29 protein-coding genes are annotated in these 23,460 nt (G+C 70.8%); 15 read left to right on the plus strand and 14 right to left on the minus strand.

Annotated elements, in window-relative coordinates; all coding sequences use genetic code 11:
- Nucleotides 1-8: 8 nt before the first annotated feature.
- Genes BM290_RS16565 through BM290_RS16575 form a run of 3 tightly spaced genes read left to right on the plus strand, consistent with a single transcriptional unit; the run spans nt 9 to nt 3,852 of the window.
- Entirely contained in the window at nt 9-1,928 is a 1,920-nt protein-coding gene (locus tag BM290_RS16565; protein ID WP_093614920.1) for an acetyl/propionyl/methylcrotonyl-CoA carboxylase subunit alpha, read from the plus strand.
- Nucleotides 1,925-3,085 carry an acyl-CoA dehydrogenase family protein gene (locus BM290_RS16570; protein ID WP_093614922.1) on the plus strand — a complete coding sequence of 387 codons (1,161 nt, stop codon included), beginning with the start codon at nt 1,925-1,927 and terminating at the stop codon, nt 3,083-3,085. The genes BM290_RS16565 and BM290_RS16570 overlap by 4 nt, the downstream gene beginning before the upstream one ends.
- A gap of 14 nt (nt 3,086-3,099) precedes the next feature.
- Nucleotides 3,100-3,852 (plus strand): enoyl-CoA hydratase-related protein, encoded by a 753-nt coding sequence (locus tag BM290_RS16575; protein ID WP_093614924.1) that lies wholly within the window; start codon nt 3,100-3,102, stop codon nt 3,850-3,852.
- A gap of 110 nt (nt 3,853-3,962) precedes the next feature.
- Here BM290_RS16575 and BM290_RS16580 read toward each other — a convergent pair whose 3' ends face one another.
- Nucleotides 3,963-4,427, minus strand: a complete 465-nt coding sequence (locus tag BM290_RS16580) for a peptidoglycan-binding domain-containing protein (RefSeq protein WP_093614926.1) — start codon at nt 4,425-4,427, stop codon at nt 3,963-3,965.
- Between the two features lie 505 nt (nt 4,428-4,932).
- Between BM290_RS16580 and BM290_RS16585 the strand changes: the two genes are divergently transcribed.
- The 4 genes from BM290_RS16585 to BM290_RS16600 all read left to right on the plus strand — a co-directional run bounded on the left by BM290_RS16585 (nt 4,933) and on the right by BM290_RS16600 (nt 7,201).
- Complete coding sequence (locus tag BM290_RS16585; RefSeq protein ID WP_143133772.1) at nt 4,933-5,874, plus strand: hypothetical protein; 942 nt, start codon at nt 4,933-4,935, stop codon at nt 5,872-5,874.
- 81 nt (nt 5,875-5,955) lie between these two features.
- Nucleotides 5,956-6,375, plus strand: a complete 420-nt coding sequence (locus tag BM290_RS49135; protein WP_203779202.1) for an Ltp family lipoprotein — start codon at nt 5,956-5,958, stop codon at nt 6,373-6,375.
- Nucleotides 6,376-6,440: 65 nt separating this feature from the next.
- The gene (locus BM290_RS16595; RefSeq protein WP_093614930.1) at nt 6,441-6,644 is read left to right on the plus strand and encodes a hypothetical protein; all 204 of its coding nucleotides are present in this window, start codon (nt 6,441-6,443) and stop codon (nt 6,642-6,644) included.
- Between the two features lie 338 nt (nt 6,645-6,982).
- Complete coding sequence (locus BM290_RS16600) at nt 6,983-7,201, plus strand: hypothetical protein (protein WP_143133773.1); 219 nt, start codon at nt 6,983-6,985, stop codon at nt 7,199-7,201.
- Nucleotides 7,202-7,262: 61 nt separating this feature from the next.
- Here BM290_RS16600 and BM290_RS47295 read toward each other — a convergent pair whose 3' ends face one another.
- Nucleotides 7,263-7,562 (minus strand): hypothetical protein, encoded by a 300-nt coding sequence (locus BM290_RS47295; protein ID WP_143133774.1) that lies wholly within the window; start codon nt 7,560-7,562, stop codon nt 7,263-7,265.
- Nucleotides 7,563-7,850: 288 nt separating this feature from the next.
- Here BM290_RS47295 and BM290_RS16605 point away from each other — a divergent pair, with 288 nt between their 5' ends.
- Complete coding sequence (locus BM290_RS16605; RefSeq protein WP_093614934.1) at nt 7,851-8,696, plus strand: hypothetical protein; 846 nt, start codon at nt 7,851-7,853, stop codon at nt 8,694-8,696.
- Nucleotides 8,697-8,795: 99 nt separating this feature from the next.
- On the opposite strand, the gene BM290_RS47300 is transcribed toward BM290_RS16605, so the two are convergent.
- From BM290_RS47300 to BM290_RS16620, 3 genes are all read right to left on the minus strand, one after another.
- Nucleotides 8,796-9,164, minus strand: a complete 369-nt coding sequence (locus BM290_RS47300) for a hypothetical protein (RefSeq protein ID WP_143133775.1) — start codon at nt 9,162-9,164, stop codon at nt 8,796-8,798.
- 384 nt (nt 9,165-9,548) lie between these two features.
- The gene (locus BM290_RS16615) at nt 9,549-10,169 is read right to left on the minus strand and encodes a hypothetical protein (protein ID WP_143133776.1); all 621 of its coding nucleotides are present in this window, start codon (nt 10,167-10,169) and stop codon (nt 9,549-9,551) included.
- Between the two features lie 197 nt (nt 10,170-10,366).
- Entirely contained in the window at nt 10,367-10,735 is a 369-nt protein-coding gene (locus BM290_RS16620) for a hypothetical protein (RefSeq protein WP_203779204.1), read from the minus strand.
- Between the two features lie 154 nt (nt 10,736-10,889).
- Here BM290_RS16620 and BM290_RS16625 point away from each other — a divergent pair, with 154 nt between their 5' ends.
- On the plus strand, nt 10,890-11,549 hold the full coding sequence (locus tag BM290_RS16625; protein WP_177319749.1) for an NAD(P)-dependent oxidoreductase: 660 nt from the start codon (nt 10,890-10,892) through the stop codon (nt 11,547-11,549).
- Between the two features lie 3 nt (nt 11,550-11,552).
- Here BM290_RS16625 and BM290_RS16630 read toward each other — a convergent pair whose 3' ends face one another.
- On the minus strand, nt 11,553-12,038 hold the full coding sequence (locus BM290_RS16630; RefSeq protein ID WP_093614942.1) for an NUDIX hydrolase: 486 nt from the start codon (nt 12,036-12,038) through the stop codon (nt 11,553-11,555).
- 33 nt (nt 12,039-12,071) lie between these two features.
- The gene (locus tag BM290_RS16635) at nt 12,072-12,617 is read right to left on the minus strand and encodes a TetR/AcrR family transcriptional regulator (RefSeq protein ID WP_093614944.1); all 546 of its coding nucleotides are present in this window, start codon (nt 12,615-12,617) and stop codon (nt 12,072-12,074) included.
- A 58-nt stretch (nt 12,618-12,675) separates the two neighbouring features.
- Here BM290_RS16635 and BM290_RS16640 point away from each other — a divergent pair, with 58 nt between their 5' ends.
- Both BM290_RS16640 and BM290_RS16645 read left to right on the plus strand, forming a co-directional pair.
- Complete coding sequence (locus BM290_RS16640; protein WP_203779205.1) at nt 12,676-13,509, plus strand: SDR family NAD(P)-dependent oxidoreductase; 834 nt, start codon at nt 12,676-12,678, stop codon at nt 13,507-13,509.
- Nucleotides 13,506-14,513, plus strand: coding sequence for an alpha/beta hydrolase (locus BM290_RS16645; protein ID WP_203779206.1), 1,008 nt, complete (start codon nt 13,506-13,508; stop codon nt 14,511-14,513). Before BM290_RS16640 ends, BM290_RS16645 begins: the two co-directional genes overlap by 4 nt.
- 2 nt (nt 14,514-14,515) lie before the next feature.
- Here BM290_RS16645 and BM290_RS48340 read toward each other — a convergent pair whose 3' ends face one another.
- A complete protein-coding gene (locus BM290_RS48340) occupies nt 14,516-14,653 on the minus strand; it encodes a hypothetical protein (protein WP_177319750.1) in 138 nt (45 codons plus the stop codon).
- 68 nt (nt 14,654-14,721) lie between these two features.
- Between BM290_RS48340 and BM290_RS16650 the strand changes: the two genes are divergently transcribed.
- The gene (locus BM290_RS16650; RefSeq protein ID WP_093614948.1) at nt 14,722-15,054 is read left to right on the plus strand and encodes a hypothetical protein; all 333 of its coding nucleotides are present in this window, start codon (nt 14,722-14,724) and stop codon (nt 15,052-15,054) included.
- Between the two features lie 13 nt (nt 15,055-15,067).
- Here BM290_RS16650 and BM290_RS50935 read toward each other — a convergent pair whose 3' ends face one another.
- Entirely contained in the window at nt 15,068-16,957 is a 1,890-nt protein-coding gene (locus tag BM290_RS50935) for a DUF6596 domain-containing protein (RefSeq protein WP_093614950.1), read from the minus strand.
- A complete protein-coding gene (locus BM290_RS16660; RefSeq protein WP_093614952.1) occupies nt 16,954-17,277 on the minus strand; it encodes a YciI family protein in 324 nt (107 codons plus the stop codon). Before BM290_RS16660 ends, BM290_RS50935 begins: the two co-directional genes overlap by 4 nt.
- A 107-nt stretch (nt 17,278-17,384) precedes the next feature.
- Here BM290_RS16660 and BM290_RS16665 point away from each other — a divergent pair, with 107 nt between their 5' ends.
- Entirely contained in the window at nt 17,385-17,951 is a 567-nt protein-coding gene (locus BM290_RS16665) for a DUF998 domain-containing protein (protein ID WP_093614954.1), read from the plus strand.
- 47 nt (nt 17,952-17,998) lie between these two features.
- Here BM290_RS16665 and BM290_RS16670 read toward each other — a convergent pair whose 3' ends face one another.
- Together BM290_RS16670 and BM290_RS16675 are read right to left on the minus strand one after the other, a co-directional pair.
- Nucleotides 17,999-19,744, minus strand: coding sequence for a M20/M25/M40 family metallo-hydrolase (locus tag BM290_RS16670; protein WP_093614956.1), 1,746 nt, complete (start codon nt 19,742-19,744; stop codon nt 17,999-18,001).
- 161 nt (nt 19,745-19,905) lie between these two features.
- Nucleotides 19,906-20,490 (minus strand): DUF6461 domain-containing protein, encoded by a 585-nt coding sequence (locus BM290_RS16675; protein WP_093614958.1) that lies wholly within the window; start codon nt 20,488-20,490, stop codon nt 19,906-19,908.
- 116 nt (nt 20,491-20,606) lie between these two features.
- Between BM290_RS16675 and BM290_RS16680 the strand changes: the two genes are divergently transcribed.
- Both BM290_RS16680 and BM290_RS16685 read left to right on the plus strand, forming a co-directional pair.
- Nucleotides 20,607-21,572, plus strand: coding sequence for a TIGR01777 family oxidoreductase (locus BM290_RS16680; RefSeq protein WP_093614960.1), 966 nt, complete (start codon nt 20,607-20,609; stop codon nt 21,570-21,572).
- The gene (locus BM290_RS16685; protein ID WP_093614962.1) at nt 21,559-22,374 is read left to right on the plus strand and encodes a class I SAM-dependent methyltransferase; all 816 of its coding nucleotides are present in this window, start codon (nt 21,559-21,561) and stop codon (nt 22,372-22,374) included. Before BM290_RS16680 ends, BM290_RS16685 begins: the two co-directional genes overlap by 14 nt.
- Before the next feature lie 16 nt (nt 22,375-22,390).
- On the opposite strand, the gene BM290_RS16690 is transcribed toward BM290_RS16685, so the two are convergent.
- Both BM290_RS16690 and BM290_RS16695 read right to left on the minus strand, forming a co-directional pair.
- Nucleotides 22,391-22,621 (minus strand): hypothetical protein, encoded by a 231-nt coding sequence (locus BM290_RS16690; protein WP_143133777.1) that lies wholly within the window; start codon nt 22,619-22,621, stop codon nt 22,391-22,393.
- Between the two features lie 88 nt (nt 22,622-22,709).
- Complete coding sequence (locus BM290_RS16695; protein WP_093614966.1) at nt 22,710-23,456, minus strand: class I SAM-dependent methyltransferase; 747 nt, start codon at nt 23,454-23,456, stop codon at nt 22,710-22,712.
- Nucleotides 23,457-23,460 lie beyond the last annotated feature (4 nt).

A 23,460-nucleotide genomic window follows, 5' to 3' on the forward strand; every position in this document is an offset into this window, starting at 1 on the left:
GAGCTCCAGTGATCCGCAAGCTCGTGGTCGCCAACCGTGGGGAGATCGCGCGCCGGGTGTTCCGTACCTGCCGCGAACTCGGCATCGCGACCGTCGCCGTCCACTCCGACGCCGACGCCACCGCCCCGTTCGTCACCGAGGCCGACCAGGCGATCCGGCTGCCCGGCAACGCGCCCGCCGACACCTACCTGCGCGGTGACCTGATCATCGAGGCGGCCCGCGCGGCCGGCGCCGACGCCATCCATCCCGGGTACGGTTTCCTCTCCGAGAACGCCGCTTTCGCCGGCGCCGTCGAGGCGGCCGGCCTCACCTGGATCGGCCCGGCGCCCGAGTCCATCGCGACGATGGGCAGCAAGATCGACGCGAAACGGCTCATGGCCGCGGCCGGGGTGCCGGTCCTGGCGGCCGACCTCGCCACCGTCACCGCGTCCGACCTGCCGCTGCTGGTCAAGGCGTCCGCGGGCGGCGGCGGGCGGGGCATGCGGATCGTGGACTCCCTCGACCGGCTCGCCGACCAGGTCGCGCGCGCCGAGGCGGAGGCGGCGTCGGCGTTCGGGGACGGCACCGTGTTCGCCGAGCCCTACCTGCCCACGGCACGGCACGTCGAGGTGCAGATCCTCGCCGACACCCACGGCACGACCTGGGTGCTGGGCGACCGCGACTGCTCCCTGCAGCGCCGCCATCAGAAGGTGGTCGAGGAGGCCCCCGCGCCACTGCTCGCGCACGAGACCCGTACCTCCTTGCATGCCTTTGCCCTGGCCGCCGCGCAAGCGGTGGGATACCGCGGCGCCGGCACCGTCGAGTTCCTCGTCGACGGCGACCGGATCTTCTTCCTCGAGATGAACACCCGCCTGCAGGTCGAACACCCGGTCACCGAATGCGTCACCGGCCTCGACCTGGTCGCCCTGCAGATCGCCGTCGCCGAGGGCCGGCCGCTGCCCGCGCAGGCGCCTCCGATCACGGGTCACGCCATCGAGGTGCGGCTCTACGCCGAGGACCCGGCCGCCGCCTTCGCGCCACAGACCGGCCACGTCCGCGCCTTCGACATTCCCCACCATCCGGGGGTACGGATGGACTCCGCCGTCGAGGCCGGAAGCGAGGTGGGCGTCCACTACGACGCCATGCTCGCCAAGGTGATCGCCCACGCCGCCGACCGTGACGCGGCGATCCGCCTGCTCGACGGCGTCCTGCGCCGCGCCCGGCTGCACGGTGTCACCACCAACCTCGACCTGCTCCGGGCCGTGCTCTCCGACGACGAGTTCATCGCCGGGCGCGTGCACACCACCCTGCTCGACGAACGCCTCGACCGGTGGACCGCCGGCCCCGACCCGCGCTCGCTGGCCAAGGCCGCGCTCGCCGCCGCCATCGGCCAGGCCACCCGGGCCGCCGCGACGTCCACCGTGCTCGACCGGATCCCCGCCGCGTGGCGCAACGCCGCCGCCCAGCCCCGCCGGCGTGTCTACCGGCGCGGCCCCGACCGGTACACGGTCACCTACTCGTCGGCCGGACGCCGCCTGGTGTCCGACTTCGTCACCGGAGTCACCGTCGCCGACGCCCACGGCGACCTGGTCGTCCTGAGCGACGGCCCGATCCGGGAGACCTACCGGGTCACCACCTCCGGACAGTCGGTCGACGTCGACGGTCCCGCCGGCTCGGTGAGTTTCGAGCTGATCCCCACCTTCGTCGACCCCGCCGACACGGTCGCCCCCGGCTCGCTGGTCGCGCCGATGCCCGCCGCCGTCACCGACGTCGCCGTCGAGCTCGGCACGGTGGTCGCCAAGGGCGACCCGATCGTCGTGCTGGAAGCCATGAAGATGCAGCACACCGTCACCGCGCCCACCGACGGCACGGTCACCGGACTCACCGCGACGGTGGGCCGGCAGGTCGTCGCGGGCGCCGTGCTCGCCGTCATCGAGGAGAAGCCTTGACCAGTTTCGTCGAGTCCCAGGAACGCCGCGACCTGCGCGCCGCGGTGTTCCAGCTGGGCAGCAGGTACGGCGAGTCGTACTTCTACTCGGCCGCGGCCCGCGGCGCCAAGACCACCGAACTCTGGGGCGAGGCAGCCAAGGCCGGATACCTGGGTGTCTCGATCCCCGAGGAGTACGGCGGAGGCGGCGGCGACATCGGCGACCTCGCCGCCGTCGTGGAGGAACTGGCCACCGCCGGCTGCCCCCTGCTCCTGCTCGTCGTCTCGCCCGCCATCGTCGGCACGATCATCGCCCGCTCCGGCACCGACGAGCAGCGACGGCGGTGGCTGCCCGGCCTGGCCACCGGCGAGGCACGCTACGCCTTCGGCATCACCGAACCCGACGCCGGCTCGAACTCCCACCAGATCATCACCCGCGCCCGCCGCGACGGCGACGACTGGATCCTCAACGGCCGCAAGACCTACATCAGCGGCGTCGACGAAGCCGGGCACGTCCTCGTCGTCGGCCGCACCGAGGACGCCCGGACCGGCAAACTCAAGCCCGCCCTGTTCATGGTGCCCACCGGCGCCGCCGGGTTCGAGTACCAGCCGATCGAGACCGGGCTCGTCTCCCCGGAGAAACAGTTCAGCCTCTTCTTCGACGACGTCCGGCTGCCCGCCGACGCGCTCGTCGGCCGCGAGGACGCCGGCCTCGACCAGCTGTTCGCCGGCCTCAACCCGGAACGCATCATGGCCGCCTCCCAGGCCACCGGCACCGCGCGATGGGCACTGCGCAAGGCCGTCGACTACGCCGGGCAGCGGAAGGTCTGGGACACCCCGATCGGCGCCCACCAGGCGATCGCCCACCCGCTGGCCCAGATCCACGTCGAGGTCGAGGCGGCCCGGCTGCTCACCCAGAAGGCCGCCGCGCTCGACGCCGCCGGAGACCTGCTCGCCGCCGGAGAAGCCGCCAACATGGCCAAATACGCCGCCGCCGAGGCCGCGTGCAAAGCCGTCGACCAGGCCATCCAGACCCACGGCGGCAACGGGCTCGCCACCGAGTACGGGCTGGTCCAGGCCCTCGCCAACGTCCGGCTGTCCCGGATCGCCCCGGTCAGCCGCGAGATGGCGCTCAACTTCATCGCCCAGTTCTCCCTCAAGCTGCCCCGCTCGTACTGACAGGGATCCCGCGCATGACCACCTCGCTCGTTCACCGGGACACCACCGGCGGCCTCGCCACGATCACGCTGGACAGCCCGCACAACCGCAACGCGCTGAGCAGCCGGCTGACCGCCGAGCTCGGCGAGCACCTGACCGCCGCCGGGCAGGACGCCGGCGTCCACGTCGTGCTGCTGCGCTCCAGCGGCCGGGTGTTCTGCTCGGGCGCCGACCTCGCCGAGGCACGACAGGGCCGGGCCGATGACGGACCGCGCGCGATCGTCGGCCTGCAGCACCAGATCGCCACCCTGCCCAAGCCGGTGGTCGTCGAACTGGCCGGACCGGTCCGCGCCGGCGGGCTCGGCCTGGTCGGCGCGGCCGACATCGTGATCGCGGCCGCCTCGGTCACGTTCGCGCTCACCGAGGTCCGCCTCGGACTCGCCCCGTCCGTGATCTCGCTGAGCCTGCTGGCGCGGCTGTCACCCCGGGCCGTCGCCGACGTCTTCCTGTCCGGGCGCACGTTCGACGCCGCCGAGGCCGCCGCCGTCGGCCTGGTCACCCGCTGCGTGCCGGACGACGAGTTGGCGGCCGCCGTCGGCGACACCATCACCGAGCTGCGCAAAGGCAGCCCGCAGGGCCTCGCCGAAACCAAACGGCTGGTCAACGGCGACCTGGTCGCCCGCATCGACCGCGACGGCGAGGAGGCCGCGCGACGGTCGGCGGCGCTCTTCGCCAGCCCGGAGGCCCAGCACGCGGTGCAGGCGTTCCTGAGCCGGTCACGTTCCTGAGCCGGCCGCCTTCCTGAGCCGGCCGCCTTCCCGGGCCGACCCTCTTCCTCAGCCGGCCGCCTTCCCGGGCCGGCACTCTTCCTCAGCCGGCCGCCTTCCCGGGCCGGCCTCTAGAACGACAGCATGCCGCTGACCAGTGCCTGCCACGTCATCGGGCCGACAATGCCATCGACTGCCATCGACGGGACGTCGGCGTGAATGGCAGACTGGAAACCCCGTACCGCCGCATCGGTCTGCGGGCCGAAGATGCCGTCCACCGCCAGGCCCCGCGCCGGTTCACCGGAAAGGTTGCGGAACTGGAACTCCTCCTGCACACCGCGGACCGCGTCACCCTCGGCGCCCCGCTTCACCTGGACGATCAGCGCGTTCCAGGTGTTCGGGCCGACGATTCCATCGACCGTCAGACTCCTCTCGGCCTGGAAGGCACGCACCGCGGCGTCGGTCCTCGGCCCGAAGATGCCGTCGACCGTCACCGTCGTCCGGCCGCGTGCTCGCAGCAGGTATTGCAGAGTCGGTACCGGATGTTCCTTGGCGCCCTGCCTGATCTGCGGCCACGGGCTCAATGTCCCTGTCATCGTCAATCGCCTCCCTCACGCCCGTCATACCGCCGGCCCGGGCACGCGTCGCCACAACTGTCCTTGATCTGCGCTCCTCGAATCACGCGATCTTCATCGATCCGGTACGAGGTCGTCATCCGTACTCCGTGTCGCCGAGGAATGCGTCCCGGCGGGTGGAGGTGCGATGGCTGAGCAGCGGGGCGGACCGTCCTCGGATCGACGACGCCCACCCGTCGAGCTTCGCTTCCTGTCCCCGAGCGGTTCCGAGCCGCCCTCGGCCGGAAGGGCGCCGGCCTGGCCCGACCCACAGCCCGGCCCGGCCGGGGCGTCGCCCGGCTGGTCGCCGCCACCTGGACCCGCCGAGGCGTCGGCCGGCCGGACGCCACCTGGAACCGCCGAGGTGTCGGCCGCCTGGACGCCGCCACCCGGACCGGCCGGAGCGTCGCCGGGCTGGCCATCGCCGCCACCTGCACCGGCCGAGGCGTCGCCCGGCTGGTCGCCGCCGCGAGCCGGGACGGCCGGGATGTCGCCGGCGCAAGGGTCGCCGTCGCCGGGCGGGGAGCAGCCGGTGGCCGGGCGGCGGGTGGACACGCCGTCGCGGGGGAAACGGCTGATCGGCAGGGCGACCATTGCCCGGCTGCGGGGCGGTCCGCCGGCGAGGACACCGGCGGCCCCCGAACCGGTCGTGATCATCCAGGAGCAGCAGGTTCTGAAGCCATGGCGACTGTGGTTCTTCACCGGCATGCTGGTGTCGCTGACCGTCGGCGTGCTGCTGGGCCAGGCCGAGGCCTACCGGGCGAACCCGCCGCGCGTGCTCCCCACCGTGGTCGAGGGGCCGCCGTCCGCCGGACCCTCGGTCGCGCCGCTGACCGCCCCGCTGGGCACGGCCCGCCGGCGAACCCTGGAGATCACCGGCGCCACGACGACCCTGCGCATCCGCACGGCTGCGATGGGCGATCAGTTGTACAGCATCCTGGGCCTCGATCCGGGCATCCCTCCCCGGATCACCGACACCGGTGCCGGCTCGGTGCTCACCCTGTCCCCCGACGCGGTCGTCACCGGCGGCGCCGAGGTGGTGCTCAACTCCACGGTCCAGTGGACGGTGAAACTCACCGGCAGCGCCAACGAACTCGACGTCGACGCCAGGCCCGGCGGCCTCGCCACCGTCGAATCGACCTCGGCGGTCGCCCGCGGCCTGCTCCAGCTGCCCAAACCGAAGACCTCGATCCCGCTGAAGATCACCGGCCCGGTCGGCGACCTCACGGTACGCACCGAGGCCGGCGCGCCGGTCCGGGTCCGCGCGGCAAAGGGCGCCGGCAGCGCCACCGTCGCCGGCAAGGCCCAGCGAGACATCAAGGAGGGCGCAACGCTGCAGGAGACCGGTTGGCGCACCGCACAGGGGAGGTACGACCTACGCCTCACCACCAGAGCCAACAGCATCGTGGTCGAACGCCTGACACCGTGATCGGCGACCCTCAACCCGGCACGCGCGCCTCCGATGATGCACGGCAGTGCACACCATCCGAAGCGCTGAAGGAGTCCGATTTTGCGGAAGATCCTCGTCTCCGTCTCGACGGCATTCGTCGCCCTGGGTCTCATCGGTGCCCCAGCGCCGGCGCAGGCCAAGCCCGCCGCAGCTCACACCGTCGTCACGGCCTCGTACTCCGCGGCCGGGGAGTCGGTCGCCCAGCAGAACGCCCGCCGGATGGCGGCGGCCTACCTGAAGTCCATGCCGTTCTCCCGCAAAGGCCTCATCGCGCAGCTGAAATACGAGGGCTTCAGCACGAAGCTCGCCACCTACGGCGTGGACAAGCAGCACGCGAACTGGAAGAAGCAGGCCGCGAGGATGGCCGAGCGGTACCTGAAGTCGATGCCGTTCTCCCGCCAGGGCCTCATCGATCAACTGGTGTACGAGGGCTTCACCCTGGCCCAGGCCAAGTACGGGGTGACGAAGGCCGGCCTCTAGGCTTCGCGTCTCGTTCCGTTGCGGGACGCCCGTACGCTCAGATCCCCTACCGCCTGGAGGTTCCCATGGGGTTGTCTGGCCGGGACTGTCCCGACTGCGGTCGCAGCATCCGTGAACCGTTCGAGAGGACGATCACCGGGCGTGAGGTCTGCCCGGACTGCGCCAACGCGCTGTCCACCGGCACGGCCGCCGCGGTGGTCACCGGCGACATCGGATCCGGCTACGGCGTCTGGGCGATGCTCATGCGCAAGATCCGGCGCTCCGGTTGAGCACCGGAGTCACTGTCGAAGGCGACCTCGACCATGCCGCCGAGGTCGGCAGGTGGCTGTAGACGTTCAGCCGAGTTGATCTTCTCGGTGAAGAGGACGCCGGGGCAGTACGCCAGAAGATTCCGTTCGATCGCATCGACTGTGGCTGGCGTCCGTCGTCGGGCGAAGCGCCCTGGGTCACCGTTACCGTCTCGCTCTATCTTGACCCGGCGACCGCTCACGAGAAGGCCAGAAACTGGTTCGCCCAGGCGCTCGACTTTTCCGTGGACCGAGCGGCGGGAATTCCATCACAGGCGGTACGAGTGGCCGAACGAGCGACTCCGTACGACTCGGCCTACGTGGTCGCCGACGCCAGCGACGCCGAGGTGACAGGCAGCACCGATGACCTTTCGCAGACGACCCTCGTCGGCAACGCCGTCATCACGGTGAAGCTCATCGAGAAGAGGGATCCCGCCCACGGCGGGAGCGCCCGAGCCGACGAGCTGATGACGAGCCTCACTGCCACGGGCGAGGCGATCACGGCCGAGGTGGCAGCGCAATTGGTGAGCCGGCCGTAGTGCCGGGCCGGTTCGGGGAACAGGAGTCGATATCAACATGGAAAGATCGGTAGAACTGATACTAGTACCAGGTACCGCTGGCCTCATCGCGAATCGGCTTCGTTCGGATCACCAGAGGTCCGACCATTTCGTCAACCTCCGGATCCGTCAGGACCCCGCCATCCCCGAAGCCTCTCCATCGTTCAATTTGCCGAAGTGAGAACAAACTGTTTTCGAAGGCGAGGAACATGCAACTCAAGTTCCAGAACATTCCTTTCCCTTGACCGGCGTCGCTGGTGAGCCACGTCAAGACATCTGAGGCGGTTCGGCCGTCCGAGGCCATCTGCCGGATGTGAGCTACCACCGGTTGACGCTCATCCATGCGGCAGAAGATACCCCGTACGAATCACCAGGCGCCTCGCCTTTCCGGTGTCGACAGCGACACCTGCAGATCCGATGCCGCAAACACCGGGTCCGCGACGAGGGGCAGCGCCGAACAGCCCAGCGCACCCGCCATCGGCCACCGCCGGACCCTTCCCACGGGCCGGACCGAGGCACCAGCACCCACGCCGCGCCCCGAGGCGTACTCGGCCGGTCTGCCGTCGCGACGATACGATCTTGGCCGATCTGGAGGCGATGGAAGACTTTGCGTACGCTGCAATGCCGCCGGATGGCGAAGCTGCCGGTTCTGAACGCAGTGGAAGAACTGGTCGCGTTGAACGCGACGGTCGACGGCAGGCTGGTGGCCGTCTCGGCGTCGGGTGGCCGCCGCGGCAGACTTCCCGACTTGCGGGTACGCGTTCACCTGCACGAGGCCGGCGACGACTGGCGTTCGATGGAACTGACCGGGGTGACGGTGGCGCCGACCGAGGTGGGCCTGCTGGCTGACGGAAGTCTGCTGCTGGTTCAGGGGCGATCCGTACGCAGGCCGTTCGAGCCGGCGCAACACAACGCGCAGGTTTTCAGCCCGTCCGGGAAGGCGTTGCGGTCGTTCCGGGTCGGTGACGGCGTGGAGCACCTCGCCGTCGACGAGCCGGGCACCATCTGGGTCAGCTACTTCGATGAGGGCGTCTACGGCGGAGATCCGCTCAGCGCCGGCGGTCTCACCCGGTTCGACGAGTACGGCCGGCAGCTGTGGACCTACTGGCCGCAACCCGGATTCGGTCACATCGCCGGCTGCTACGCATTGAACGTGAGCAGCCGTACCACGTGGGCCTACTACTACAGCGACTTCCCACTGGTCCGGATCACCGATACGACAACCCGCCCCTTTCCACCGGGCCCGGTCCGCGGTGCGCGGGGCGTGCTCGTCCACGACGACGTGGTGATCTTCATCGGCGGGTACGGCAAGCCCCACCAGCTCACCGAGTGCCGGCTGCACGACGCGGCCATCGTCGAGCACGGCCCGGCCGCCCTGACGCCGCTGCAGAGGATCAACCTCGTCAGCACCCGCGGAAGCCGCCTCTACGCGCGAACCGCCCATGCGGTCTTCGAAGCCGACCTGGCCGAATCCTGATCACCCACCTGTTGTTCACTCAGGCGAGCCGATTCGATCCTCACCGCCGGCGCCGGACGGTCACCCGTCAGGCGCCGAGCAGTCCGGGTGTGCGGCCCGTCAGCACGCGTGACCGCTGCCGCCGTCTTCCAGTTCGCTGTCCTGCACCCAGCCGCGCACGACCTGGGTGTCGTCGGACGCTTCCAGGTGTGTCCAGCTGGTGCCGTCCGAGCCCACGAGGTAGCAGTGATAGACCACCGAGTCGGTGGCCTCCCCCCAGGCGATCGTGTGGCAGTCGGCGCTGGGGCCGGTGTGGATGGCGACACTGTCGCTGGTGAATCCGCCGGACTGCAACGTCGTTGTCCACGAAGGCCGGGTGCACCCCATACGGGCCGAGGCGTCGTGCCCCGCGGCGCCCGTGGCCGCCTGGGCGGGCGCCGCCACGAACGCAAGCGGTATCGCGGTTATCCAAACATTGATACGACGCATTGAAGTGACTCCTTGGTCTGATTTATTTCTGGCTCTGATGGCATGTCGCGATAGTCGCCAAAACGATTCTACGATTCATCAGCCGAAGAGCGGATCACCAGAAAATGTCGCGCACCGAGTAGTCCGCCCCGGGCAGATGAAGCTCGACACCAAAGGTGCCGGAAAATCGATTCGAAAAGTGCCCCACCGGACGCCGGGAACACCATTGCCGGCGACCGGACACGTTCTACAAGCAGGCTAGAGCATACTCGCGCAACCACCGAAGAATCGGGTTATGGAGAGACCCGGTCAAGATCGGTTTTCGATCAATTCGATCATTCGGTGGCGGACCGGCGAACCCGCCGTGCACACCGGCGCGGCAGCCCAGCGCCGACGGGACAAGGATCAGTCGAACCAAGCTACGAGGCGTACGCCGTCGTCACCGAACCGTCCGGCCAACGCCCGCATCACCCCGAAGACGTGCTCCCATCCCGAGCCTGGCCCCAGCACGTCGTTGCGGGTCATGACCAGGAAATCGATCCGTACGTCCTTCACTTGCCAACTGCCGTACGCCGCCTCCGCCGGCACTGGCCCCAGCGGGGGGACACCGTACTCGGTGACGATCTCCGCGGGCCATTCGTCGTCGACGCGCGTATACCGGCATCCGCCTCCGGACAACCGCACACGCAGCACACCGCGACCTCCCGGCGTCACTGTCATGTCCAAGTTCTTCAACTCGGCCCACGACACCCATGTCTGATCCCCGACCGCCTCGTTACCGCGAGAGTGGTTCTCGAATTCCGTACGGATTGAAGCGGAGACGTCGGCGGGGAGACCTCGTCGCGCGGCTACCGGCTCCCAGCCGATCCGGTTCCGCACGCCGAACAGACATCCGAAGGCCAGGTAGACGTTGTAGGGGTACAGCGGATACAGGTCAATGGCGCGGGTCCACGGCTCGATGTCCGCCGGATCGTCGTGCGGCGCCAGCTGGTAGACCTCGATGGCACCGTATATGTCAGTCGACACGGCCGGCCAATTCGAGTCCTGCATCCATTTTGGCCCGGCCCGCGTAGGCGAGGTCGGTCAGAGAACACACGGCAGCACACTATCTTCACCGGTTGCGTGCCTCTCGCCGGGCCGACCAGCCGGCGAGAGCGGAGCAACTCAGCAAGCGCTTCCTTCCGGCCGGCGTCCGTGTGATGATCCGGGCGATGTCGGCCGGGCTACCGGGGATCCGCGGTGTCCCAGGCGTACTCGAACCGGTGCGGGCCGAGGCGCCATTCCCGCAGAACGGTCAACAGTTCTGACTCGTCGGCGGCGACGGCGCTGCGCAGCAATATCGAACCGATGTCGTAGTCGTATCCGTCGAGCAGGTCGGCGTCGTACTCCCAATGCTCTATCCGGAAGGATCGGGCATCGCTTTTGTGGGTCCATTTCTCGTGGCGGGCCTGTGCGTCTCCGGCGACGGCGCGCGGCGTGATGTCGACGAAGGCGCGCCGCCCCGGCCCCGTTGCGGGCACCTCGACCGCCAGACGGCGGCCGAGCCGGAGCGCCGACAGTTTCGCGAGCGGCCACACCGGCTCGCTGGTCATGATCGCTCTCGATGCCGTTCGGACACGGCATCACCGTAGACCACGAGCCCGCGCGGGCGGTCGACAGTGGCGCAGCCCTCAGATCGGCGCGACGGATTGACTCAGGGCGGGCCGCCGGATCAGCATGCCATCTGTGAGACATGATGTATCAGAGATGGCGGGCAAGCCCATGCGGGTCGCTGTTGCGGGAGCCAACGGCTCCACCGGCCGCGCGCTCGTCGACCGGGCTCTGAGCGCCGGACACCAGGTCACCGCGCTGGTGCGGCGGAGCGACGGACTTCCCGAGCACCCCGGGCTTCGCATCGGCCTGCTCGACGTGACGTCGGATCACGACCGGGCCGCCGCCCTCCTGGAAGGGCACGACGCGGTGATCTCCACGCTCGGCAACGCGCTGTTCTACCGCTCCGGCCCCGCGCCGAAGTTCCTGGCCGCGGCCCATCGCACCCTGGTCGCCGCCGCACAGCGGGCCGGCGTCCCCCGGGTGGCGACCATGCTGGCGTACGGCAGCGCCGCCACCACCGCACCCGCGCCCCCGATCATCCGGCTGCTGGCGGGCACTCTGCTGCGCAGGGACTTCCGCGACCTGGCCGGCGCTGACGCCGCCCTGGCGGAATCCGGGCTGGCGTGGACGGTCGTGCACTTCGGAGCCCTCACCGACGGCGAGCACACCGGCGCCTGGCAGCTCAGCACCGACCTGCGCCGCCCGGCGCGGTACCGGATAGCCCGGGCCGACGTCGCCGACGCCCTGCTCACCGTCGTGTCCCGGCCCGGATACGAGCAGCGCCGCGCCGTGGTGAGCGGGGCGCCGCGATGACGATCACCTCAGGCCGATCGGTTCGCTGAACCACGGGTCCGCGTCGCCGGCCAGGGCGAGGGACAGGCAGCGCTCCTGGTGCGGGGGCAGCGGCGGCATGGCGTCCGGGTCGAACCAGGCGACCTCGATGGACTCGTCGTCGTTCACCCGCGCGTCGCCGGCCACGGCTCGGCAGCGGAACCCGATGGCGAGCCAGTGGACCTGGTCGCCGTTGGGGGCGACGGACAGGTCCAAGGCCTCGATCGACAGCAGGCGCTCCACCTGCACGGTCACGCCGGTCTCCTCGAGGACCTCTCGTCTCGCGCCCTCGGCCGGCTGCTCGCCGGGCTCCAGGCAGCCCGTGATGAGAGCCCAGTCACTGGTGTCCGAGCGGCGGCCCAGGAGCACCCGGTTCCGGTCGTCGAGGACCACCGCGACGACGCCGTTCAGCGGGAGCGGGGCATGCCCGATCTTGGCACGTAGGGCGACGACGAACTCGGGTATCGGCATGCGTGCACCCTACGCAGCACGCGCCGGCTGCCCTCAGGCCGCGGGGGCCAGGAAGCCGGCGACGAGGTGGGCGATGAAGTCGTCGCTCACCTCGTGGCCACGAGCCAGGGCCAGATACAGCAGGGGGCCGATCAGCACGGCGGCCCGTTCCGCCGGCGGCGATGCCCCGGGCGCGAGCGGCAACGAGGTCATCGCCGCCTGCAGGCGTTGCTCCAGGACGCTGAAGAGGCGATCGCGGCGCACGTCCGTCCGGTCTCGACGGATCAGGGACGTGGTCAGCTGCACCACCGTGGGGGTCAGCAGCTCGTCGGCCAGGCGGCGGAGCTCCTGGTGCAGCCAGGCAGCCAGGGGCTCCCGCGGATCGCGGAAGAACGGCAGGGAGAACTCGTTCATGACCTCGTCGGCCAGGGCGTCGACGGTGGGCCAGTGCCGGTAGACGGTGGCCCGGCCGACGCCGGCCCGCTCGGCGACCACGGCGAAGGTCAGCGACTCGGGGCCGCTCTCGCTCATCAGGGCGACGGCCGCATCGACGATGCGGGCACGGCTGCGAGCGGCGCGGGGGTCGAGCGAGTCGGTCACGTCACGGATTCTACGAGACAACTTGACTCAGAGAGTACGGCCACGGCACGCTGCCACTGTGAGACAACATGTATCGCAGTTTGGGCTGAGTGTCGTCACCGGCGCCAGTTCGGGAACCGGCGCGGCCCTGGCGCGGCGACTGCACGCCGAGGGCGTGGAGCTGATCGTCGTCGGACGCGACCCGGACCGCACCGCTCGTGTCGGCGCCGAGCTCGGCGTGCCCCATCTGGTCGCCGACTTCAGCCGCCTCGGCGATGTCCGCCGGCTGGCGGCCGACATCCTGGCGCGGACGCCGGCGGTCGACATCCTGTTCGCCAACGCCGGCGGCGCGACCACGAGCGTCGCCCTCACCGAGGACGGCAACGAGCCGAATTACCAGATCAACGCGCTCGCGCCATTCCTGCTGGAGACGCTTCTGCGGCCCGCCCTCGGCAAGCGCATCGTCGCCACCTCGTCGCGGTCGCACGACGCCGCGGTTCTGGCCGCCGACTCGGTCACCGCCCAGCTCGACGATCCGGGCCGCCTGTCGGCCCATCAGCGGTACGCGCGTGCCAAACTCGCCGCCCTGCTGTTGCACGAGGAACTGCGCCGGCGGCATCCGGACGTGCCGATCGTCGACGTGCATCCCGGGCTCGTGGCCACCGACTTCGGCCGCTACCTCGGCCGTACCGGAGCTGTCTTGAAGGTCCTCGCCCGGCCCGTGCTCAGCTCGCCGTGGACCGCCGCCGGCCACCTGCTGCGCGCCGCCACCGCCGATCTGACCGGTGGCGCCTACTTTCATCGCGACCGTCCGGGCAGGCCGTCCCAGCTTCTTCAGGATCGGCGACTGTCCGACGCCGTGTGGCAGGACGCCGTCGCGCGCCTCGAATCCTCCGCCGTGGAGGGGGCGTGATCGCCCGGGCGGTGATGCGCGGGGTCTTCGCGCTGCCCCGGCCGCTGAAACGCCGCCTCGCCGGGCCTCCGGTGACCAGTGGACCGGCCCCGCTCGCGCTGGACGCGCAACTGCTGCTGGCCCTCACCCGGCGCGGCGGGCAGACCCTCGTGGTCGACGACTCCGCCACCGCGTCACGGGCCGCCCTGCGCACCGGCGCGACCGCGCTGCGCGGACGGCGGCTGCCGGTGACCACGCGGGACCTCACCATTCCCGGCGATCATCCGGTTGCGGCGCGGCTCTGCACGCCGGCGGTCGAGGCGGTGCCCGGGGCGCTGCTGCTGTTCCTGCACGGGGGCGGCTGGGTGATCGGTGACCTCGACGTCTACGACTATCCGAGCCGATTCCTCGCCCATCACGCGCAGGTCCGGGTGCTGACCGTCGACTACCGCCTGGCCCCGGAGCATCCGTTCCCCGCCGCCCTCGACGACGCGCGTGCCGCGTACGACCATGCGGTGCGCACCGGGCCGTCCTGGGGTGTCGATCCCGGCCGGATCGCGGTGGGCGGGGACAGCGCCGGGGCCACACTGGCCGCGGCGCTGTGCAACGACCCGGCCGTCACAGCGGCCTTCCAGCTGCTGCTGTATCCGGCGACCGACCTCGCCACGGTGTCGGCGTCGCGGCGCGAGCTGAGCGACGATTTCATGCTCACCGACCGCGACATCACGTTCTTCTACGACGCCTACACCGGAACCACCGATCGGACCGATCCGCGGCTCTCCCCGCTGTATCAGCGCCTGTCCCCCACACTGCCGCCGACCTACCTCGCCACCGCGGGCTACGACCCGCTGCGCGACGAGGGCGTGGCCTATGCCCGGGCCCTGGCCGGCGCGGGCGTCGCCGTCGAGCATCGTGCCGTCGACGACATGATCCATGGGTTCCTGGTCTTCGCCGGGATCAGCGCGGAGTTCCGGCAGGCCACCCTGCACGCCGCCCACGCCCTGCGCGCGGGCCTGCGGGCATGAGGTCAGGATCCGCTCCGGGCGGTATTCCCGACCTCGTCGACGACGTGCCGGACCGTACCGCTCAGATCGTCCTTGATCTTGTCGGTGAGGTCGCCGTCGCCCTCCTTGAGCTGTTGCCCATCACCTTCATCGCGGTCCACCCCATTCGGAGGATCCAGGCAAGGCGGACAGCCGTTTTGGCGGGGTTCGCGGTGGGAACCAACGGGGCATGCAGCCGATTGATCAGTTCGAGACCGCCGAACCCACCGACACCCCTCTGATCGCCCGCGTCGATGTGGGCATGGCCGTCGTGGACTCCGCCGGCGACGACGCCGGCACGGTGAGCGCCGTCCAGGCACCCGGCACCGGCGTACGCCCGGACACCGTGGCGGGTGTCGCCGAAGCACTGATGGGCGCCGGATACCTGCGCGTCGACGGCACCGGGGCACTGTCGAACGACACCTACGCGGCCGGCGACCAGATCGCCGACGTGGTCGACGGCGAGCCCGGCACGGTACGGCTGAACGTGCCCCGCGACGACCTGTCCCGCGCCGCGTCCTGAGTCCGGTCGCGCCTCAGACCGAGCGCAGCCGGTCCAGGGTGTGGCCGGTGGCGCGTTTGCACAGGTAGGCGGCACGTTCGTAGGACAGCCGCCGGCGCCCGGTCTCGGGACAGAGGTCGGCCGGTGCGGGTGGGCGGCCGGGTCCGGGCCGCCGGTCGGAGAGGAAGAGCGGGCCACGGGTACGACCGGAGATCAGCTCCGGGAGCAGCCGGGCCGTCGCGGAGCGCCAGACGATCGTCGCGTCCCGGGCGCTGCGGTCGTCGAGGTCCAGGTCCTCGACGTTGAGGGTGAGCACCGCGCCGACCTTGGCGCCGGACTCGCGCAGCAACGACCAGAGCGCCCGCTCCCGCAACGGCGTCTCACCACGCCTCTCGACATCCGAGCGCGGCGCAGAAGCCGCGGCGGACACGACCGGGCGCGGCGCAGAAGCCGCGGCGGTGATCGGGCGCGGGTGGAGGGCGGCGGCCAGGGACGGCGAGCCGGACCAGGTGGCGAAGGAGCGGATCGCGGCCACGTGCCGGTTCCAGGTGCGCGGCGAGACGTCCGGCCAGCTCACGGCGAAGATCTCGGCGATGCGGGCGGCGGTCAGGCCGGTCAACGGGGTGCGGTCGCCGGCGAGGCGGGCGATGCGGTGCAGGGTCTGGCCGTACGCGCGGGCGGTCGCCGGACCCAGCGGGGCGAGGAACGCGGTCACCGCCGCACCGAGGAGACGGCTACGCTCGTCGGGCACGTCCAGGGCGGCCGCCCGTCGCAGCAGGAACTCGCGCTCGGCCGTGTTGCGGGCCAGTGTCGCCGCCCGCTGCAGCTCGTGGCGGGCCTCGGCGGGCCGGCCGACTTTGATCAGCAGGTCCCCGCGCACGCCGGGCAGCAGGTGGTAGGCGGCCATCTGCGGATCGGTCCGCAGGTCGTCGAGCAGGTCGAGGCCGGCCTGCGGACCGTACGCGAAAGCCACCGCGACGGCCCGGTTCAGCCGGACGACCGGGGTCGCCACCAGGCGCTCCAGGGCTTCGTAGAGGGCTGTCACCCGTACCCAATCGGTGTTTTCCTCGGTGTGACAGACCGCGATGGCCGCCTGCAGCACATAGGGCCCGGGTGGGCCGCCCGCCTCGCGGGCGCGCAGCATCGCCGCGAAGCCGCGGCGGATGAGCAGCTGATCCCAGCGCCCGCGGTTCTGTTCGTGCAGCGGGATCGGCTCCCCGGCCGGGCCGGTGCGGGCCGCGGATCGCGACTGCTGGATCTCCAGGAGCGCCACCAGGCCGTGGACCTCGGCCTCGTCGGGGGCGAGCACGGCGAGCATCCGGCCGAGCCGCAGCGCTTCGAGGCAGAGGTCGGCACGGATCAGGTCGGTGCCGGAGGTGGCCGCGTAGCCCTCATTGAAGATCAGGTAGACCACTTCGAGTACGGACGACAGCTGCGCCGACGGCTCGTAGGCGACCCCGGACTCGGCGAGGGTGCGTTTGGCCGCGGCGATCCGCCGGGCGATGACCTGTTCGCCGACGAGGAAGGCGCGGGCGATCTCCGCGGTGCTCAGCCCGGCGACGACACGCAGGGTGAGGGCGACCCGGGCCTCGGCCGGGAGCACCGGGTGGCAGGAGGTGAACATCAGCCGCAGGACGTCGTCCTCGGCCGGTTCCGGCGGCCGGGCCAGGTCGGGGGCGAGCCGCTCGCGGGTGCGGGAGCGGCGGATGTGGTCGACGGCCCGGCGTTTGGCGGTGGTCGTCAGCCACGCGCCGGGGTTGTCGGGGATCCCGGTCGCCGGCCATTGTTCGAGGGCCGCGACCAGGGCGTCCTGGGCCAGTTCCTCGGCCAGGCCGACGTCGTGGACCAGCCGCAGGAGCCCGCCGACGATGCGCGCGGACTCCTGCTTCCAGACGGCGCCGACAGTGGCCGAGAGGTCGCTCACGGACCGTAGACCTGATGGATCAGGCTCTCCCCGTCACCGACGATCTTGCGGAAGCGGCGGCCCAGCTCGATCGCCTCCTCCCGGGAGCGGACCTCGATCAGCGCGAACCCGCCGATCGCCTCCTTGGCCTCGGTGAACGGCCCGTCGGTCACGGTGATCTCGTCGCCCACCGAGGTCATCTTGAAGCCGGCCGGGTCGAGACCGCCGGTGGCGAGCAGGACACCGGCGGCGGTCAGCTCCTCGACGAACGCGGCCATGTCGGCGTAGAGCTGGGCGTCCGGTTCGGCTCCGCCGGCCTTCTGCATCATCAGGTAACGCATGGTGTCTCTCCGTTTCGTGATGCCTGCTTCCGCCCTCGCGTCGAGCCAGCCGATGTGACAGGTAATTCCAGCATTACCTGTCATCTCACGGGATCCGACGTGGCGGCATGAAGAAGAACATCGCACTCGCCGTCGCCGGGCCGCTCTGGGCGGCGGTGTCGCTCGTCCAGGTCGCCACGCGTGCCGGGTTCGATCTGATGCGTCATCCGCTCAGCCTGCTCAGCACCGGTTCGCTCGGCTGGCTGCAGATCGCGAACTTTGTGGTGGCCGGCCTGTTCCTGGTGACGGGCGCGGGCAGCCTCGGTGGCCGGTGGGCGCCCCGGCTCGCCCGGGTCGCCGGGTTCGGGATGATCGCCGCGGGGCTGCTGGTGATGGATCCGGGCGGCGGATTCCCGGTGGGTCACGACGCGGTGCCGACGACGATGACCTGGCACGCGGTCGGGCACATGGCGGCCGGCACGGTGACGTTCACCGCGCTGATCGCCGTCTGTTACGTGCTGGCGAGACGGGCCACCACCCGCGCCGCAGCGGTGGCCGGGGTGCTCTCGGGAACGGCTCTGCTGGCCGGCTGGCTGTGGGCGATGGCGGGCGGCACGGCGGGCACGCTGACGCTGGCGGTGGGCGCGATCGCCGCGATGCTGTTCCTCTCCGCGGCCGCGATGCGCGAGCGGTGAGGCGTGGGGTCCCGGGCGCGCGGCGCGGCCGGGACCCCACGCCTCCGTCAGGCGACGGTCAGGGCGGTGTCGTCGATGGCGAAGGTCGTCTTCAGCGACGAGTCCTCGGTGCCGGTGAAGCCGAGGGTCACGGTCTGCCCGGCGAAGGCGGCCAGATCATAGGAGCGCAGGGTGTACGACGCTCCGGCGTTGAGATTCGAGAAGGTCGCCAGCGTGGTGCTGCCGATCTTGACCGTCAGCTTGTCGTACTGGGTGCTGGAGGTCGTCTCCGAGGTGACGATCTTCAGGTAGAACGACAGCGTGTACGCGCTGCACCCGGTGGGCAGGGTGACCGACTGGGTCAGCGTGTCGGTGTGGGTCGAGCCGTATCCGCCGAGCTTGGCGTCCCGGGTGCCGGTGCGCGGCGCCGCGTCGCCGGTGTTCGCGCCGATCACCCCGGTGGTGGCGGTCCACGGTGTCGTCCCGCTCTCGAAGCCGTTGTTGCCGAGCTTCTGGCCGGCGCCGGCGCAGCCGCCGGTCGTGCTGACGGTGAGCGTGTACGTGGCGGTGCGGGTCGCCGAGCCGGTCCCGGTGACCGTGATGGTGTAGGTGCCGGACGCCGCGGCCGTGGTGGTGGCGACGGTCATGGTGGAGGTCGCGCCGGAGGTGACCGACGCGGGGCTGAAGGTCACCGACACGCCGGTGGGCGCTCCGGTGCTGGTCAGGGCCACGGTCTGCGCGCTGCCGGAGGTGGTCGCGGTGCTGACGGTGGCGGTGGCCGAGGCGCCGGGCGTGACAGTGCCGGTGCCCGGGCTCAGCGACACCGAGAAGTCGTTGCCGGTGGACGTGCCGGTGGTCAGGTTCCAGGCGGCGTACAGCTCGGCGTTGGCCCAGCGGCCCAGCGAGGTGGTGTTGATGTTCGAGGGGTACGTGTCGCAGGCCTTGTGGTAGCAGGGGTCGTACGCCTGCCCGGCCGTGCCGCCCCACTTGGTCACCTGGGCGCTGGTCTTGGTGTAGCTCGCCCCGGTCGAGTTGATCGACGACGGGATGCCGGCGTTACGGAACGAGCCGTCGTCGCTGCAGCACTCGGTCGACGTCTCGGTGGGCACGCTGATCGACGTGAAGTACTCGCGCAGCTTCACGGCGACGGCGTCGGTGCCGGTCACGAAGTAGCCGCCGTTGGTGGAGGCGATCATGTCGAACGTGCCGTACGCCTTGATCGCGCTCTTCTGGGCCGTGGTCAGCGAGTTGACGTAGAACTTGGAGCCGATCAGCCCCTGCTCCTCGCCGGCCCACCAGCCGAACCGCAGGTGGTTGGTCATGGTCGGGTTGTTCGCGGCGAGCTGGAGCGCGGCTTCGAGCAGGGTGGCCGTACCGGAGCCGTCGTCGTTGATGCCCGGCCCGGCGGACACGCCGTCGGAGTGGGCGCCGAACATGTAGGTGTTGGCGGTGTCGCCGCCCGGCCAGTCGGCGATGATGTTCTTGGCCGAGCCGGAGCAGGTCGTGCAGGTCTGCACGGTGACGGTGTATCCGGCCGCCTGCAGTTTCTGCTGCAGGTAGGTCGTCGTCGCGGTGTGGCCCGCCGTGCCGGTGGCCCGGTTGCCGCCGTTGCTGGTGGCGAAGTTCTGCAGTTGCTGCAGGTGGGCGTTGACATTGGCGACGTTGACGGTCGGCGCGGCGGCGGCCAGCGGGGCGGCGGTGCGGGCCGGCGTGGTCGCGCCGGGCGACGCGGACGCCGGCAGGGCGCCGAGCGCCAGCGTCACCGCGGCGAAAACAGCTACGGCAGGTCGTGCCGTCACCGTTCTGAGGCTCATGGAGGTTCCTAGGGTCGGGGGGCCGTTTCTGGGCTGGCCGTGAATTCGCGGCTGGCCGTAGGAGAACAGCAACGCCCCACCAGGCACAAGATATCGAAACATCTATATCCCTGAGGAAGCCCGCCCGCGCTGCCGGCACCGGCGTCCATGTCAGCGGCCGATCACGGCTCCCCGGGCCCCGGTTCCACGCTGACGCGCAGGTACAGCAGACTCCGCAGCTCATCCGGGCCGAGGCGGACGCCGGTCAGGTAGTCGGCGAAGGCCAGTGACAGCGCCGCCGGCGACTCGCCGTGGCCGTCGGCGTCCATCGGGAACCCGACCTCGGCCATCACCCCGACCTGCGAGTCCGCCGACCGGCCGGTGCGCCGCCATGGCCGGGCCGGATCGAAGGCCAGCTCCTCCGTCGCGTCGTGCATCCACAGGAACGAGCTCACCGGCCCGGCCACCCCGTGCGCCACCAGGGTGGTCCCGCGTGACAGGCCGGCCACCGGCAGCGCGGCGGCACCCGGGGACACGGCGGTCTCCAGCAGCAGCGCCCAGCCGGGCGTCTCGGTCACCGCGACGGTGTGAGCGGGCGCCGCCCCGTCGACGATCGAGCTGCCGGGAAGCACCTCCGGATCAGTCCCGCCGATCCGCAGCGCCGCCTCCGCGACCGAGAGATCCGCAACCAGGGTCAGGCGGTACGAGCGGCTCAGGCGCCCGTACCGCTCGTCGAACCACGCGTAATCGGCGGCAGTGCAGACCACCGGCTGATCGTCACCCGCACACCCGTTCTGTGCTGCGATTCGCACTCTGTTGAGCGGTCGCTCAAACTGTCGTACGCTCGGGTTGAGCAACTGCTCAAACACGGTGAGGAAGAGTCATGAAGATCGTCATTCCCGGGGGAAGCGGCCAGATCGGCACGATCCTGGACCGAGCGCTGACCGCCGACGGCCACGACGTCGTCGTGCTGACCCGCACCCCGAAGACAGCACGGCAGGTCTACTGGGACGGCGCGACCCTCGGCGACTGGGCGGCCGAGATCGACGGCAGCGACGTCGTCATCAACCTGGCCGGCCGCAGCGTGAGCTGCCGATACACCAGTGAGAACCTCCGCGCCATGATGAACTCCCGCGTCGACTCGGCACGTGCCGTCGGCAACGCCGTCACCGCCGCGACCCGGCCACCGCGGGTGTGGCTGCAGATGAGCACCGCGACGATCTACACACACCGATTCGACGCGCCCAACGACGAGCACGACGGCCTGATCGGCGGCGCCGAGCCGGGCGTGCCCGGCTACTGGGGCTACAGCGTGCAGATCGCGCGGAACTGGGAGGCCGCCCAGGAGCGAGCGGTGACCCCGTACACCCGGAAGGTCGCCTTGCGGTCGGCCATGGTGATGAGCCCCGACCGCGCAGGCGTCTTCGACGTCCTCAGCCGGCTGGCACGCCTCGGCCTCGGCGGACCGGTGGCCGGCGGCCGGCAGTACGTCTCCTGGATCCACGACCACGACTTCGTCCGCGCCGTCCGGTTCCTGATCGCGCGCGACGACCTCACCGGGCCCGTCAACCTGGCCGCGCCCCACCCCCTGCCGCACCGCGACTTCATGCGTGATCTGCGGTCGGCATGGCGGATGCCGTTCGGCCTGCCCGCCACCCGGCACATGGCCGAGATCGGCGCCTTCGCGCTGCGGTCCGACACCGAGCTGCTGCTGAAAAGCCGGCGCGTCGTTCCGGCCCGCCTCACCGACGCCGGATTCACCTTCACCTTTCCGAGATGGCGTACGGCTGCCGCAGACCTCGCCGGACGACGTACCACTCCGTACCGTCGGATACGTGGAAGAAGCTGAACTCGTCGGAGTGCAGAAGACCCTCAACCCGGTCCTCAAGGCGAAAGCCCTGGACAACCGGCTGCCCGACCCGGTCCTCGGCGACGAGTGGGCCGAGCGGGTGATGCGCCGCCTCGATCCCGACTACGACAAGGGCCGATTCGGCACCAGCCAGATGGGCCTGGTCGCGGTCATCCGCACCAAGGTCCACGACGACTGGGCGCGCGATTTCCTCGCCGGCCATCCGGACGCGGTGGTGCTGCATCTGGGCTGCGGTCTCGACGCGCGCGTCCTCCGGATCGATCCACCGGAGACGGTCGACTGGTACGACCTGGACTATCCCGCCGTCATCGCGTTGCGGCGGCGGCTTCTGCCGGCCCGCGCACATTGCACCCTGCTCGGCTCCAGCGTCACCGAACTGTCCTGGCTGGAGCGGATACCCCGCGGGCGTCCGGTGCTGATGATCGCCGAGGGGATGATTCCCTATCTGACCGAGCCCGACGTCCGGCGGCTGCTGACCACCATCGTGGACGCGTTCCCTGCCGGGCAGATGCAGTTCGACACGGTTCCGGTGTGGGCCTGGCGCACCTCACGGTGGGATCCGACACTGCGCAAGTACGACGCCGAGTTCCACTGCGGTTTCGACGACCCGGCGAAGCTGGCCGGCTGGCACCGGCGCCTGGAGTACGTCGAGGAGGCTCCCATGTACGGGTCGCCCCTGCTGATGGCCAAGGCTCCGGCGAGCACCCGCCGCCTGTACCGGCTGCTCACTCTGCTGCCAGGGCTGAAGCGTTCGATCAGGATAGTGCGATTCCGGTTCTGACACCGACCGGCGCTGATCAGTAGCTGCCGGAAGCGTCGACACCCAGGATTCCCAGAGCGCCGGCCAGCAGGTACGCGATCACGATGGCGGCGCCCAGCAGAGCGACGGCCCCGATTCCGGAGATCAGCGTGGTACGCCCCAGGATCCGCGCACTGTCGACAACAGACCGGACGAGAGTGGGATGGGTGACCCGGCAGGCGAATTCGGGGGCCACAGTCGACTTCGGCTCGTTACGGATGATGTTCATGCCGAAAAGCATCACCGCGCTCCCTCAAGGCAACCTCTACCGAGGATCAATCCGCCCGCAAGAAGGCCGTGCGGAGCCGGGATGCCGGTCACGTGTGCGGCACCCGGAACACCGCGAGATCCAGCCGTTCGACGATCGGGCCGGTGAGCGCGCCACTGGCCGCGTCGCTGCGCAGCTCCGCCAGACCCTGCTCGAAAGCCTCATCAGGCAGGGCGGCCAGCGGGCTCAGCGACCGGGCCCGCACCCTCTCCACCAGCTCGTCGGCGGTCTCGGCGAAGGTCTGCTCCACCTGGACCTGGTCCACCGGCACGAAACCGGCGTCGGCCAGCACGCCGGCTATGCGCTCCAGCGGAAGCAGCGCCGCGCTCCCCGGGGCCCACGCGAGCGGGAAGTAGCGGTACAACGGCAGCTCCTGCGCCGGGCCGAAGCCGCCACGCAGCAGCACATGGCCTTCCGGCCGCAGAACATGGCGCAGGCCGGCGGCGAACGCCGGCAGATCCCGGATGTGGTGGACGACCTGGGAGGCCCACACCGCGTCGAAGACCCCGGCACGAAACGGGACGGCCTCGGCCGCACCGGCGACGGCCCGCGCACCGGGACGGTTCGCGTGGAGGACCGCCCGCATGGCCGCCGACGGCTCACACGCGATGACGCTCGCTCCACTGGCCCGGGTCAGGGCGTCGCTGAACCGTCCGGTTCCGGCGCCGAGATCGAGGATCCGGCCCCCGGCCGACGGCAGGTACGGCCGCGCCGCGACCATCCACCGCTCCAGATCCCGGGACCGAAGACCCCGCCCTCGGTCGTAGCCTGCCGCCATCGCGAACCCGTACGTCATCGTC

The organism is Actinoplanes philippinensis (assembly GCF_900113015.1).
Classification (GTDB): Bacteria; Actinomycetota; Actinomycetes; order Mycobacteriales; family Micromonosporaceae; genus Actinoplanes; species Actinoplanes philippinensis.